This is a genomic window from Burkholderia sp. AU39826, from assembly GCF_020419965.1.
Lineage (GTDB): Bacteria > Pseudomonadota > Gammaproteobacteria > Burkholderiales > Burkholderiaceae > Burkholderia > Burkholderia semiarida.
The window spans coordinates 63,168-76,553 of the sequence record NZ_JAIZQG010000010.1 but is presented as its reverse complement, the minus strand read 5'-3'; the positions used below and the strand labels follow the sequence as shown (position 1 = coordinate 76,553).

Here is a 13,386-nt window from a genome sequence, read left to right as displayed (position 1 = left end):
CGGGGCGGGAATTCCTACCATGTGCACCAACAGGAGGAATCGCATGATAGCAACTGCCGCCACCATCGAACGCATCGAGACGTTGCTGGTCGACGTGCCGACGATCCGGCCCCACAAGTTGTCGGTCGCGACGATGAATTGCCAGACCCTCGTGCTCGTCCGCGTTCGGTGCACGGACGGTATCGAAGGCGTCGGCGAGGCGACGACCATCGGCGGCCTCGCCTATGGCGAGGAGAGCCCCGAAAGTATCAAGGTCAACATCGATACCTACTTCGCGCCGCTGTTGCGGGGCATGGACGCGACGCGCCCGGGCGCCGCGATGGCGCGTGCGCGCAAGCTGTTCCAGGGCAACCGCTTCGCGAAATGCGCGCTCGAGACCGCGCTGTTCGACGCGCAGGCGCGGCGCCTGGGCGTGCCGCTGTCCGAGCTGTTCGGCGGGCGCCGGACCGATGCGGTCGATGTCGCGTGGACGCTCGCAAGCGGCGATACCCAACGCGACATCGCGGAAGCCGAAGCGATGCTCGACGCACGCCGCCATCGCGCGTTCAAGCTGAAGATCGGCTCGAACGCGGTCGCCGACGACGTGGCGCACGTCGTCGCGATCAAGCGCGCGCTAGGCGAGCGCGGCGACGTGCGCGTCGACGTGAACCAGGCCTGGAGCGAAACCGATGCGATCTGGGCCGGTGCGCGGCTGGCGGACGCCGGCGTGAGCCTCGTCGAGCAGCCGATCGCCGCGACCAATCGCGCGGGGCTGAAACGCCTCACGCAGCTCGCGCAGGTGCCGATCATGGCCGACGAGGCGCTGCACGGTCCCGTCGATGCGTTCGCGCTCGCGCAGGATCGCGCGGCCGACGTGTTCGCGGTGAAGATCGCGCAATCGGGCGGCCTGCAGGGCGCGGCGAGCGTCGCGTCGATCGCCGCGGCCGCCGGCATCGAACTGTATGGCGGCACGATGCTCGAAGGCGCGGCCGGCACGATGGCGTCCGCGCAACTGTTCAGCACGTTCGACTCGCTGAAATGGGGCACCGAACTGTTCGGCCCGCTGCTGCTCACCGAGGAGATTCTCGTCGAGCCGCTGCGCTACCAGGATTTCAAGCTGCATCTGCCGGCCGCGCCCGGCCTCGGCATCACCTTCGACTGGGCCCGCATCGAACGGATGCGACGCGGCGCCCGCTGACCCCACACGACAACCGAAACCGGAGACACAGATGAACAAGCAAGCCATCGACGCCCTGCTGAAGACCTTCGACGACGCGGCCGAGAAGCCCGGCAACCCGCGCGTGCGCGCGATCGTCAACCGGATCGTGAAGGACATCTGCTACACGATCGAGGACTTCGACGTGCAGCCGAGCGAATTCTGGACGGCGCTCAACTTCCTGAACGAAGCCGGCCGCGAATTCGGGCTGATCGCCGCGGGCCTTGGCCTCGAGCGCTTCCTCGACGTGCGGATGGACGAAGCCGAGGAAAAGGCCGGCATCCAAGGCGGCACGCCGCGCACGATCGAAGGCCCGCTGTATGTCGCCGGCGCGCCGGAATCGGTCGGCCATGCGCGCCTCGACGACGGCACCGATCCCGGCCAGACGCTGATCATGCGCGGCCAGGTGCTCGGCGAGCATGGCGCGCCGCTCGCGAACGCGCTGGTCGAGGTGTGGCATGCGAACCATCTGGGCAATTACTCGTACTTCGACCCGTCGCAGCCCGCGTTCAACCTGCGCCGCTCGATCCGCACCGATGCCGAAGGCCGCTACAGCTTCCGCAGCGTGCTGCCGGTCGGCTACAGCGTGCCGCCGGGCAGCAAGACCGAGCAACTGCTCGACCAGCTCGGCCGCCACGGCCATCGTCCGGCGCACATTCACTTCTTCGTTTCGGCGGACGGTTATCGTAAGCTGACGACGCAGATCAACATCGATGGCGATCCGCATCTGTGGGACGACTTCGCGTTCGCGACGCGCGACGGGCTGATCCCGCCGGTCAGGCAGGCCGAGGGCGCGGAAGGCAAGCCGTACGGGGTCGACGGGCAGTTCGCGCTGATCGACTTCGACTTCTCGCTGGTCAAGGAAAAGCAGGACGTGCCGGGCAGCGAAGTCGAGCGGGCTCGCGCGCAGGCGTGAGCGCCCTTCCCGTTCGACGAATCGACAACGCAAGGAGTGCAGGATGCTGTTTCATGTGGAAATGACCGTTCGCCTGCCGGCGGACATGGACCCGGTCAAGGCGGCCACGCTGAAGGCCGAGGAAAAGTCGATGTGCCAGCGGCTGATGAACGAAGGCGTCTGGCGCCATCTGTGGCGCATCGCAGGGCAGTATGCGAACGTCAGTATTTTCGACGTCGAGAGCGTGCAGCAGCTGCACGACGTGCTGAGCCAGTTGCCGCTGTTTCCGTACATGGAGATGGACGTGCGGGCGCTGTGCCGGCATCCGTCTTCGGTACGGGACGACGATCGGTGATGCCCTTGCGGCCCATCATCGCCGGGCAACCGGCGCATGGGCCGCATTTTCAGTTCAAGTCGCCTGCGTCAGCGCGGTCTCTTTCGCGACCCCGACAGCAGTGCGATCACTTCGGCCTATCCCCCGCCATCTGCAATCCGGTCGACGTCAAACCGACGCGTAGCGGCTTGTGCGGATCGAGCTTCTTTTTTTCGATGACGCGCTTCCAGCCGCCGGCTGCGTCCGGGACGCGATACAACGCGACGATCGCCACATACTCCGTCTCGCGTTGCATCGGTTGAGACAAGCTCGACGAAGCTCCGGGGTTCACGACGGCCGACATATCGGCCTGCAGATCCTGAGCAAGCACCGTCCGGTCGTTCTTCAACAGATCGTCGTACGATGCTCCGTCGAACATCTTGCGGTCCTTCAACTGGTAGACGCGAACGGCAACCGACGTCGGCCGCCCTGCGTCGTCGGGGTTCAGTTCGGCACGGGCGACCAGATCGACGTCAAGCACCTTCACCTGCTTGAAAAACACGGCGCGATACGCATTCGACGACGCGTCCGACACGGACTGCCAGGCACCGCAACCTGACAGCAGCAAGACGGCGACGGCGGTAGCCGCACTCATTCGATAGAACATGGGAACTCCGGAATCAGATCGTGCGCGGCACGAGATGCGGATTGGGTTGCGGTACGGGGAACGCCTCGTACACGCCAAGCGCGATGCCGATCATGCGTTCATCGACCGACGGCAGCACCGTCGTCCAGCCGAGACGCGGCGCCGGGCCGGCATGTTCGACGCCGACGGTCGGATGCGGAACGAACCTTGACGACACTTCCATCCGCAAATGCACATCGGCCTTGACGCCGACATACAGCTGGATGAATGCCATCACCTCTCGATGCAGCCACGCACCGGGCAACAGGTCCTGAGCCTGCCGTTCGTCGACCGGCCGCAATGTCACGCGCACCGCGCGGCTGCGATACGCGAGACGCCTGCCGAGCACGTAACCGGCGCCGAGCCCGCCGCGCTTCCCGTCCGACAGCACGTCCGCATCCGGCTTCGCCGACGTCAACGGCTTTGGCCGACCACTACTCGTCGTCACCGCCCAGAATTCGTCCACTCGAACATCGGCTCCCGGCGCGGCGAGCGCCACCACGCCGGCCAGCCCTTCCGACGTGCGTGTCCGCTGGATCAGCAGCCCCAGCAGGGCAAGCATCCGGGAATCCGGCAAACCCGCACGCAAGGGCTTGTCGCCCCATCCGAATCCGGCGAGACACAACAGGCTGCGCGAATAATCGTCGACTCCGCCGGCCTGGAAACGCTCCGGATAACGATATTTCTTCCATACGCGATACAGCAGCGTCGCCATCCGGTGGTTGAACGGATCGAGAAACGCCTCGACCGCCTCATGCCCTTCCTCTCGCAGTACAATCTCGTCGATCATGTGCGACGGCATCGCCGCATCGACGCCGTAAAGCCCCATGAACGTCGTGCGCACGGTCGGCGGTGCCTCGGGGTGCTCGTCGTCGAATTCGACCGCGGCCATCTCGCCCGCCGGAAACCCCAACCGCGGACGCGGCCGGAACCGCACCGGCTCGTGCTCCGGCGTATCGCGCGTACCGAATCCGGCGCGTTCGGGCGCACACGCCTCCAGCAGCCGACAGAACTGCATGAACGTCATCTTCGGCGCTCGCTGGAACAGCGTCCCGGCAACCGTCGGCGGCCCCTTCGACGCGGCAGCTTCGGCCACCATCCGATCGATCGAAGCCGTCATAGCGGCGCCCGCCGAGCCTTGCTGCGCGGCCACTCCGTCCGCGACCGGGACGGCAGGCTGACGATCGCCAGCTTCGTGAACAGATTGATCTCCGCATACGCGCCGAAGAACCGATGCAGCAGCTCGCCGAACAGCATCACGTCGCCTTCGCCGGAGAACGCGTGCGAATCGAGCGTGATCTCGATCAGCACACCGCGCTCCACCGCGCCGCCCGATACTTCTTCCAGCATGTCCTGCGATACATGCAGGATGCCGGCGAGCCGCCGCCGGTTCAGCTCCTCGTTCGTCCAGTCGTACAGCGCCAACGCGCCGCGCAATACCTCCGCGTTCATCATCGACAGGAAATTCGGCGCGAGATGCGACAGCACGCGCCACTGGAAGCGGTCTTCGGTCGGCGGATACAGCGGCAACGTCGGCGCGACGAGATTGCGCACACCCGCGACGTTTGGCGTGCTGGCCGCCAGCTCGTCGAGGCTCGCCTCGCGCAGCCCCTTGCGCGGCAGCAGCCCGTTCGTGCCGGTCACGCGCAGCGACAGGCTTTCCTCGGGCAGCGTGTCCATCGACTCCCACGCGTGCCCGCCGAGGATCACCCACATTTCGTGCAACCCCGATACGCCCGAACGCACGCGCGTGTGGAAATAGCGCTCCGGCGCCTCGTGCCGCAGCATGCCGCCGCGATGCCGGAACGTCGCGAACGGCACGTATTCGTACCGTTCGGCCGTATCGTGATCGAACGTCGCGACCGCATCGACCGAATACGTCTCGACATGCTCGCCCTGATGGCCGGCCGGCACCACGCGATATTCGGTTTCGTGATGATCGATCTCGATCGGTTCGGCATCGAGTTCGAACAGATTGATCACCGGCGAGCAGAACAGCCGCACGTTTTCCGCGTTGAAGCGCTGGTCCGACGGATAGGCTTCCTTCAGAACGATTTCCAGTTCGAAGCGCGTCGATTTTTCGGGCAGCTTCGTGATGTCGAGTCCGCACAGATCGACGAACAGGAATTTTTCCCGGAACGTGAAGTATTCGAGCAGCAGCTGATAGCCGGAGAACGCCGCATCGGCTTTGGGCCACAGCCGTTCTTCCGTCGAAAAGCCTGCCGGCTCGATCGTGACGCCCGGCAGCGGCACGGATTCGCCATCGCGTATTTCCGGAACGCGCCAGTGAATCGCATCGACCTGGCGCGTCAACGCAAGATGCATCGCGAACGCGGTCGGCTGATCGGCGTTCAGATGCAGCCGCAGCCGCGACAGATCCGTCTCCTTGCGAAGCGCCGAGCCTTGCAACGCGAAGCCGACGCGGATCACCGAGCGGCCGTCGTGACGCACGGCCGGCCCGGCATGCGTGATCGACACCGGCTGCAATGCAACCGCCTGCGTCGTACGGTACAGGCATTGCACCGTTCGCGGCGCCACGCCTGGGGCTGCGCCCGCAGCAGGCACGTTGATCGGCGCGGAACGCACCGGCACGCCGGCCGGCACGACGATCGTTTTCTGAAGCGTCTCCGCGAACGGCGTCAGCTCGACGATCGATAGCGACGGAATCATCCGCAGATAGTGCGGCCACAACAGGCTGACGAGTCCTTCTGTCAGCTCGGGCAATTCGTCGTCGAGTTTCTGACGTAGCCGGCCCGTCAGGAATGCGAAGCCTTCGAAAAGGCGTTCGACGTACGGATCGCGATCGCCGACGCGGTCGAGATTGAGCAGGCGAGCGCGGTCGGGGTGCGCCTTCGCAAATTCCTTGCCGGATTCGCGCAGGTAACGCATTTCGGCTTCGTAGTAGCGCAGGATGGGATCGTGGTTGTCCATGAGAAATCCGTTACGAAAGGGTCAATGCACGGGCGGGATCGAGTACCGTGAGTTCCGCCTGCAATTCGCCGATGCGGCGGGCGAGCGCCGGCTTGTCGGCGTCCTTGCGGCTGCTCATCGCCTTCAGTGCCTTGACCAGTTGTTGCTTGACCTCGAACGTCAGCGCCGGCTCCCAGCGCATCAGCGGCAGCGACCGGGCCGACGCGTCGAGTTCCGCCAGCAACGCGAGCGAGGTATCGGGCCGGCCGGCATGGTCCGCCAGGCGCGCCATCACGAGCCGCTGCAAATAGCGATGCCGATCGGTTTTCATGCCGGGCAGCACTTCGAGCCATGCGAAGGCCATCTCGACGCCTTCGCGCGCGGCGAGTTCACGGGCCTGGCTTTCGATCTCCGGCCAGTCGCCGGTTGAATCGCTTTCGCTATCCGCGCCGACAGGCAGCGGCGCGACCATCTCGCCCGCTTCCAGGTTGCGCACGACCGCGTGCCGGGCGATCCATTCGAGTGTCGTGTCGTCGGCGAACGGCGTGCCGTCGCTGAACGCCAGCCGTTCGATGCCCGGCAACCGTTCGAGGAACAGCGCGAAATCGGCGCGCAACAGTTCGCGCCACTCGCTGTATGGTGTACCGACATGATCGAGCGCGACGTGCTGGAAGTACTGCAGATCGAACCACAGGTGATTCGCGCCCTCCATGAATGCGCCTTCGACCCGCTCCAGCAACTCGTGCCAGTGCTTCTGCAGCACGAGGCGCTTCATCTGCTGGCGCAACTCCGCGCGTGGGGGCGCCAGACGCGTATGCGACGCGGCATCCGCCGGCGGCACGTCGTGCAGCGTGTCCCAACGAATGCTTCGCGCGACGCGTACCGAAGGCAGGTAGCCGTTTTCCTGATCCCGCAGCCACGTCGACATCGCACGTGCCTGATCGAGCAAGTCGCGCGTCGACGCGATCGAGCCGGCTGAAATTTTGCCCGGCGCACTGGCCGGCGGCACTGCCGTGCCGGAATCGGCCCCGTGCGCCGGTGCTTCCTTTTTATCGAAGCGCGACACGAGCGGCTGCAAATTCGGACGGGCAGCGTCGGGCCACGCCTGCGTGCACGTCACGAGCACGCCGAGCGCTGCGAGCGCACGCTCGAGATCGGCCGGCGCGAAATCGCCGTGGCGATCCAGCATTTCGATCAGGCGCGCGGTCGCGAGCATTTCCAGCGCGGCTTTCTTCGCCTCGTGACGGGCCGGCAGCACGGTCTCGCCGAACTGGTCGACGAGCGCGGCGCTCAATTCGAGCCCATCGGCGAAACCGGCCGGGCCGTCCTGTCGCAGGCGTGCGAACGCGTAGTAGCCGGCCACGCGCAAATCCTTGCCGGTTTCCTTCAGCAGGTGTTCGCATGCACGGACGATCAGGCCGTCGTCGATTCCCGATAGTTTGCCGGCCTCGTCCTTCAGCTCGAAGAAGGCGTCCTCGTAGCCGGGGTCGCGCCCGCACGCGTGGTCGCCCGGTATCGGCGCGATCCATGCGGCCCAGGTATCCGTCCGTGCCCTCTGAAGTGAATCGCCGCGAGGGCCCCCGACGAGGGTCTTTACAAAATTGGCTAGCGTCATCGCATGTCTCACAATACAAATGCGTCGCCCAGCAGCGCGAGGGCATGCCCGAACGGGCTGGCGGGTGAATCCGGAAGCGCCGACGTCGTCACCGCGGGCGAGATCGCAGGCTGCGGCGTCGTTTGTGTCGTCGAGACGGCCGTGGTCGTTTGCATCGGCGCTCGAGTCGGCTTGAGATCGGTATCCCGGCCGGATACCTTCTCCGGCGCCGCCCACATCGTTTCATCCGGCAACGGGCTTCTGCCCGGAAGCCCCCGCGGCAGCGGCACGGCCGCATGCTTCGCGGCCTCGATCGCCGACATCGGCAACGGCGGCGGGCCGCTCGCCGAGGCCCGCGCCCCGGCGTTCGCTGCTGCCGTCACGAACACGCGTGCCGGCAACGCGAAATGGCGCAACTGGAGAACGTCGAGCGGGCCACCGCCGGCTTCGCTGCGCAACTGCACCCTGAGTGGGATGCCCTGGCTCGTGTCGGGCGTCCAGGTCAGCAGATAGCGGGCGTTGTCCTGCTGTGTGACCTTCGCGCGCTCCAGCAATCGAACGAGGCCGAAACGCCCCTGCGAATCGAGCGCGGTACGCAAACCGCCCTGCTCCGTCTGCCACTCGATGTGCGACAGGTTCTCGAGCGACTGCCCTGGCCACTCGAACGACGTCCATTCCTGCTTCTGGTTGAAGTAATGCAATTCGCGGCCGGACAGCACGAATCGCATGTCGGTGATGCCCGGTGTCGGCTCGGCCCGCAGTTCGTAACGCACGCGTGCATCGCCTGACGGGAACAGCACCGTCGACGTGCGCGTGAGCTTGTTCAGGCCGTTGAGGAAAGCCGGATCGATCGTCAATGCACCGGAATCGGCTCCCTGCGCGGCGACCCACCGGTCCCCGTGCCGTTCGACGACACCGGCCAGTTGCGACGTCACGAACTGCGCGATCACGCCGCTGTCCGGACGCATGAAGCGCGCCATCTCGGGCAGCGACGCGTCGTTGTCCGAATCCGCGAACGGATAGCGGCCGCCGAAGGTCTTGTTCCAGTCGGCGAGGATCGCGGTGCGCCAGATTTCGTTCAGGCTTGCAGCGGCCGGCTGCACGATGACCTGCCACGACTGATCGAATGGCGCGCGGAACAATGCGCCGAATCCGGACCATTGTTCACCGAGACTTGCGGCAACACGGCTCGCGTAATCGCGGCTGTCGGCGATATCGGACGTCTTGCCCTGCAGCACGGATTGCGCGGCCAGCCGTGCGATCGCATCCGGATCCGGGCTCGAGACGATCTGCGACGTCTTCAGGCGCATCGCCGTGATCCGCTCCAGATAGCGCGCCAGGCTCAGGTCGCCGGTTGCTGCCGGCGGTGTGACGCCCTTGCCGCCGGAGGGCGCCCCCGCAACGAGATCGCTACCGGTCAAACGCAAGATCGGACCGAATGCGGCCGCGAGCGGCGCAAGTTGTGGCTTTGCCTGCTTCGACGGATCTTTCTCGTCGGCGCCGACCAGTTGCTGTGCCTTGCCGATCAGCGTGTCGGACAGCGACTGGGTGTTGGCGCCCGTTCCCGCCTGATACACGATCGCATTCATCAACGCGACGAGCGGCGAGCGCTGCGGATCGCCCAGTAGCGTGAGTTGGTCAGCCGTGGCTGATAGCGTCGGTGCAGGTTGCCAACGCAAACTGTTGAGGAAGAGCGCCCATGCGCGCGCGTAATCGTCGAAGTAGCGCCGGCGCAGTTCGGCCTTCAATGTCGACGGCGAGGCATTGGAAACCTTGGTGTCGGAGAGCACCCAGTCGCTCGCCACATCGCGTTGCTCGCCGGCTTCGTCGATTGCCTTCGAGATCCGCTCTTCCCATGCTGCACGCGTGAATACGCCGGGTACGGTCGCCGTCGTGCCGAACAGGCCACGGCTCGTCGCGCTGCTGACCGACGCTTGCGACGCAGCGTCGCCGAGCAGCGTCGCGAGCGACAGCGGCGGGTATTTCGGTGTCGCTTCGTCGATGATCTGCTGGTAGATCGCATCTCCCGAGTGCTGAATGCCGCGCACGCCGATGATCGTCTGCCGGGTGGACGCGATCAGCGCACTGTCCGGGGAAATCACCGGCGCGGCGCGGCTCGCTCCGGCTTCGTGCCCGATGTGATTGGCAAGGAACGTGATCGCGTGCTGACGCATGTCTTCCCATTTGCCTCGCGACAGTTGCGAACCGGCCGGGCGTTCCGGCGCGGATGTCGCGACAAGTTGCGGCGTCAGGAATGCGGCTGCCGCCCGCTCGGGTTTGGCAAGCATCATGTACGTCTTGAGCGTATCGTAAGCGGCCTGCACCTGGGCGTCGCCGCCGCTCGCGATTTCCGCGTCGGACAGCGACGCGAGTTGATGCAGTCTTGCCTCGAGTTTCTGGCGGATCGGGCCGATGAGGATGCGGTTTGCGGCATAGGCGTAGTACGGCCAAAGGGCGTCGAGCAGCGCGTGGTCGCGATTCAGGGCGAAACGGGTGGTCACAGGTGCGCCGGTGCGTTGGTGGATTTCGAGTGTGTCGATTTGACGATCGAGATCGGTGAGCGTTTGCAGCGATTGCGTCGGGTTCAGCGTTCCGGTGAGCTTCGCAACCGTATTCGTGGCGCTCCCGATCGTCGCGCGGTTGGCGAAGCCGGACAGCAGCGTGCCAGCCAACCAGCAGCCGATCAGCGCGGTCGCCACCCATGCCGCCGTGGTCGATAGCGAAAAACCGATGCGGCGACCGTGTACCTTGCGGCTGTGGTCGGCGACGGTTTGCCAGATGGTGCGGTGGTGGGCGCCGTTCGACAGCGCATTGTCACGCGTGAGACCCGACGTGGGCCGTACCAGCTCTCTCTCCTTGAATAGCGGCGCAAACAGCACGCCATGGACGGCGTGCTTCCACGATCGGGACCGGGTAATCTGCTGTATCCAGCCCGCCAGCGCGCCGCTCACCCCGGAAATATGCTGCGACAATTCGGCGGGGTACCGATCGCGGGCATCGCTCGCAAGCCGGGCAGCCCCAACATCCGCGAGATTGCTGGAGAGATTCTGCAACGAGGCGTCGATTTCCTGTGCGTCGACATGCGCACTCGTCCATGTGAAGCCGATCGCTTCGTCCGGCCCCGCCGACTCGCTGCCGAAATCCGTGACGTTCAGCAAATACACTGGAGCCGCCCAGCGCAATGCGCGCGTGTACCGCATCAGCCGCTGAGACGGATCGTCCGCATCGCATGGGGAACCGCCCGAACTGCCGTTGCGCTCCACCGCGACGATTGCGTCGACAGGGCGACGCCTGCGCATGCCCCGTACATGGTCGAGCCAGCCGGTATCGAGCGCGTTGCTTGTCTGCTTGGCGTACAGGAGAACCGCATCACCGGTGATCGCATACCCGGTGTCGGCGAGCCCCGGGGCCAGGCGCTTGACGAACGATTCATCGCCGACGACCAGTACCCATTGCTGGCGATAGCGCCACCGCCAGCCATGTCGGTCGCGAAGGCTATTGGCCAGCGAAGCGGCACGTACCGCCCCCCCGGGAGTTGCGCTGTCGCGCCGTTCGGCTTCCGACTTGAACTGCCGTCCGACCCAATGCCTGACTCGCCGCATTGCTACCGCCGGGCGTGCCGAGGAATCGAAGCTGTACCACAAGAAAAGCACGACGAACAGGATACAAAGGGCGACAATCCATCCTGCCCGCCCTTCGGCAGAACGCAAGCCAAACCAGGAATCCCCCTTTAGCCAGACCGCCAGTCCGGGCAGGACGACCGCTATAACGACGCTCAGAATGTCGATCCGAAACTTGTTCAGCATACTCAATCAAGATTGGAGCAGTATGGGCGGCACGACTTCCGCTACATGTCCTGCTGGTTAGTCGTCGCGTGACTGGAGCGTGCTTGGCTCCGGATCCCGAAATGATTCGCTCAAACATCGACGCAGGACAAACGCTGCGACGGGAGCAGACGGGGTGGCGGGTCGCATTTGCATACGCACAAATCGTCACTGAGCGCACCCTCTCTACCGTTCGGGTCTTTCATCGACAATCGCGGCCCGTCGCACACAATGAATCCCATCGATTGACACGTCGGACACCACACCTCGTCGCGCTCGTATGCTTGTTCGCGATCGCCGATCCTGTCATTCGCGTCGCCGCCCAATACGGTTCCGTCGGACGTTGTCTTGTCGCCTTTCAGAATGTCATACCGCCTGATCATGATCTGGCCTCCTGAATTCCCAGTAATGCAATGTGCTGCGAGATTCTCCAACAAACGTTGGGTAACCGATGACGGTTCAACGCGTACCGAGATTCCTTACTACCGCGAAACACGGTTTCGTCTTGCTAGTCGCCACAACCAGTTGAGTCGAGCCGTCCCGGGCGGCCGCATTGGCCGCGCACGCCATGCTCAACCACGGCGCGGCCTCACCTGCATGGCCGACCATGTAATCGAGATCCGCCGGCTTCGTACCTATACTTGTCCTGGCCAGCGCAGCCGTCGTTGCATTTGCCGTAGCGCCATCGACACCACCTCGCCATACGCCCTTAATTTCCGACGTCTGCACTTTCCCCCATTGCACAGCGCGAGCAAGAGCGACATCTACCGAACAGTCGCTTGTTCCGTTGGGTCGATGCACCAGCGCTACCGATGCGAGATTGAACTTGCGGCGCACGGCCTCGGGTACGAACAGAATCGCGACGACGCTTTCGGCGCTTCCATCTGGCGGCATCGCCTGAAGAACGGCGTTCAGTTGAACAATGACGAGAAGTCGCGCTTCCTGATCGGAATTCAGTTCGACGCGATCAAGCCAGGTGTCGACGTACATCAGGTCGGCAATATCCGGCAAAACCTCGGCCTCGAGCATTCGACCATCCACCTTCTGCCACTGCGCGTGCCATGACGCCGAGATTTCCTCCGTTCTCGCCGTACCCGGCACGGCCAATTGGGCCGTCAGCTTCAAATCCGGCGGCATTGAACGCACCGCGTCAGCCACCTCATCGATCACCGCGCCAAACGCCCACGCCATGACATGGCGCCGTCGCTTATCGTCAGTATCGAACCGCACGCCATCCTCATCCGCGTCAGGCTTTTCGAACCAGCGCGCGTTCACTGGACGCGCATCGGGCTTCGGGGCGACTCGCGGCTCGAGCATCACGGACCCATCCAGCAATTTGGCGAACGCGTCTTCCTTGGCGTCGCTTGCGAACCTGTAGCTCGCAGCCAGAACCGCGAGCGGCTGACTTGCCTGCTCGAATACATCGTCAACATATTCTTTGCGGGCTTCGTTCCACACGATTGCGTCCAAACGTCGGCCTTCGTAGACGCTATAGCGCCTCAACACGACGAAGGAAGCAACGCCGAGCGGATATACGATGACGCAGACCCAGAACCACGGGGTCCGGGTTGGCTCTTCTTTCGGCCAGAGAAACAGGACCAGGAATACACCGGCGAACACGATTACGAAGAAAACAATCGTCCATACAAGTCGCGACGGCGGATCGTCTGGAACGGGCTCCTCGGGTGGCAGCTTGTCGAAGTCAACGGGCATTCGCTACCCTCAAAAACCATTTTGATAAGGGAGCACCGCTCTGGGAGTGATCTCCCAAAGAGATACGCTGAAATTTTTCAGAAAGAATCCTGACGTGGACGAAGGCTTCGGGACACTGAGTCCCACAAGGCGACAGATTCGCCATCCGTTAGGGAAGCCTTGTCAATTTTCTCCTGCAATACATTGTTCGGCGCCCCGGTGTTCATGTCCAACGTCATCATGATTTGTACGCCATATGCGATTCGAATCGCTTCTGG

11 protein-coding genes are annotated in these 13,386 nt (G+C 64.3%); 3 read left to right on the top strand and 8 right to left on the bottom strand.

Translation table 11 applies throughout. The features are described from left to right. Positions 1-43: 43 nt before the first annotated feature. From LGM42_RS18685 to catC, 3 genes are read left to right on the top strand one after another with little or no spacing between them, the layout of a single operon-like run. Positions 44-1,177 carry a muconate/chloromuconate family cycloisomerase gene (locus tag LGM42_RS18685; protein ID WP_060311413.1) on the top strand — a complete coding sequence of 378 codons (1,134 nt, stop codon included), beginning with the start codon at positions 44-46 and terminating at the stop codon, positions 1,175-1,177. A 31-nt stretch (positions 1,178-1,208) separates the two neighbouring features. Then, positions 1,209-2,111, top strand: a complete 903-nt coding sequence (catA, locus tag LGM42_RS18680) for a catechol 1,2-dioxygenase (protein ID WP_060311418.1) — start codon at positions 1,209-1,211, stop codon at positions 2,109-2,111. A 43-nt stretch (positions 2,112-2,154) separates the two neighbouring features. Beyond that, complete coding sequence (gene catC, locus LGM42_RS18675; protein WP_226232861.1) at positions 2,155-2,445, top strand: muconolactone Delta-isomerase; 291 nt, start codon at positions 2,155-2,157, stop codon at positions 2,443-2,445. A 106-nt stretch (positions 2,446-2,551) separates the two neighbouring features. Here the strand turns inward: catC and tssJ are convergent, their stop codons facing one another. The 8 genes from tssJ to LGM42_RS33355 form a co-directional block, all read right to left on the bottom strand. Next, on the bottom strand, positions 2,552-3,070 hold the full coding sequence (gene tssJ, locus LGM42_RS18670) for a type VI secretion system lipoprotein TssJ (protein WP_226232860.1): 519 nt from the start codon (positions 3,068-3,070) through the stop codon (positions 2,552-2,554). 13 nt (positions 3,071-3,083) lie between these two features. Beyond that, positions 3,084-4,208: a type VI secretion system baseplate subunit TssG gene (gene tssG, locus LGM42_RS18665; RefSeq protein WP_413227421.1), complete on the bottom strand. Its 1,125-nt coding sequence runs from the start codon at positions 4,206-4,208 to the stop codon at positions 3,084-3,086. Then, positions 4,205-6,019 carry a type VI secretion system baseplate subunit TssF gene (gene tssF / locus LGM42_RS18660; RefSeq protein ID WP_226232859.1) on the bottom strand — a complete coding sequence of 605 codons (1,815 nt, stop codon included), beginning with the start codon at positions 6,017-6,019 and terminating at the stop codon, positions 4,205-4,207. The genes tssG and tssF overlap by 4 nt, the downstream gene beginning before the upstream one ends. A 10-nt stretch (positions 6,020-6,029) precedes the next feature. Then, the gene (gene tssA, locus LGM42_RS18655; protein WP_226232858.1) at positions 6,030-7,613 is read right to left on the bottom strand and encodes a type VI secretion system protein TssA; all 1,584 of its coding nucleotides are present in this window, start codon (positions 7,611-7,613) and stop codon (positions 6,030-6,032) included. A gap of 8 nt (positions 7,614-7,621) precedes the next feature. Further along, entirely contained in the window at positions 7,622-11,398 is a 3,777-nt protein-coding gene (locus tag LGM42_RS18650) for an ImcF-related family protein (RefSeq protein WP_226232857.1), read from the bottom strand. Positions 11,399-11,508: 110 nt separating this feature from the next. After that, on the bottom strand, positions 11,509-11,799 hold the full coding sequence (locus tag LGM42_RS18645; RefSeq protein WP_264168289.1) for a PAAR domain-containing protein: 291 nt from the start codon (positions 11,797-11,799) through the stop codon (positions 11,509-11,511). A 76-nt stretch (positions 11,800-11,875) separates the two neighbouring features. Then, a complete protein-coding gene (locus tag LGM42_RS18640) occupies positions 11,876-13,129 on the bottom strand; it encodes a hypothetical protein (protein WP_060311435.1) in 1,254 nt (417 codons plus the stop codon). Positions 13,130-13,206: 77 nt separating this feature from the next. Further along, a complete protein-coding gene (locus LGM42_RS33355) occupies positions 13,207-13,335 on the bottom strand; it encodes a T6SS immunity protein Tli4 family protein (protein WP_226232894.1) in 129 nt (42 codons plus the stop codon). Between the last annotated feature and the right edge of the window lie 51 nt (positions 13,336-13,386).

Coding starts and splice junctions, on each gene's coding strand:
- LGM42_RS18685 (WP_060311413.1), top strand. CDS start 44: ATGATAGCAACTGCCGCCACCATCGAACGCATCGAGACGTTGCTGGTC.
- catA (WP_060311418.1), top strand. CDS start 1,209: ATGAACAAGCAAGCCATCGACGCCCTGCTGAAGACCTTCGACGACGCG.
- catC (WP_226232861.1), top strand. CDS start 2,155: ATGCTGTTTCATGTGGAAATGACCGTTCGCCTGCCGGCGGACATGGAC.
- tssJ (WP_226232860.1), bottom strand. CDS start 3,070: ATGTTCTATCGAATGAGTGCGGCTACCGCCGTCGCCGTCTTGCTGCTG.
- tssG (WP_413227421.1), bottom strand. CDS start 4,208: ATGACGGCTTCGATCGATCGGATGGTGGCCGAAGCTGCCGCGTCGAAG.
- tssF (WP_226232859.1), bottom strand. CDS start 6,019: ATGGACAACCACGATCCCATCCTGCGCTACTACGAAGCCGAAATGCGT.
- tssA (WP_226232858.1), bottom strand. CDS start 7,613: ATGACGCTAGCCAATTTTGTAAAGACCCTCGTCGGGGGCCCTCGCGGC.
- LGM42_RS18650 (WP_226232857.1), bottom strand. CDS start 11,398: ATGCTGAACAAGTTTCGGATCGACATTCTGAGCGTCGTTATAGCGGTC.
- LGM42_RS18645 (WP_264168289.1), bottom strand. CDS start 11,799: ATGATCAGGCGGTATGACATTCTGAAAGGCGACAAGACAACGTCCGAC.
- LGM42_RS18640 (WP_060311435.1), bottom strand. CDS start 13,129: ATGCCCGTTGACTTCGACAAGCTGCCACCCGAGGAGCCCGTTCCAGAC.
- LGM42_RS33355 (WP_226232894.1), bottom strand. CDS start 13,335: ATGAACACCGGGGCGCCGAACAATGTATTGCAGGAGAAAATTGACAAG.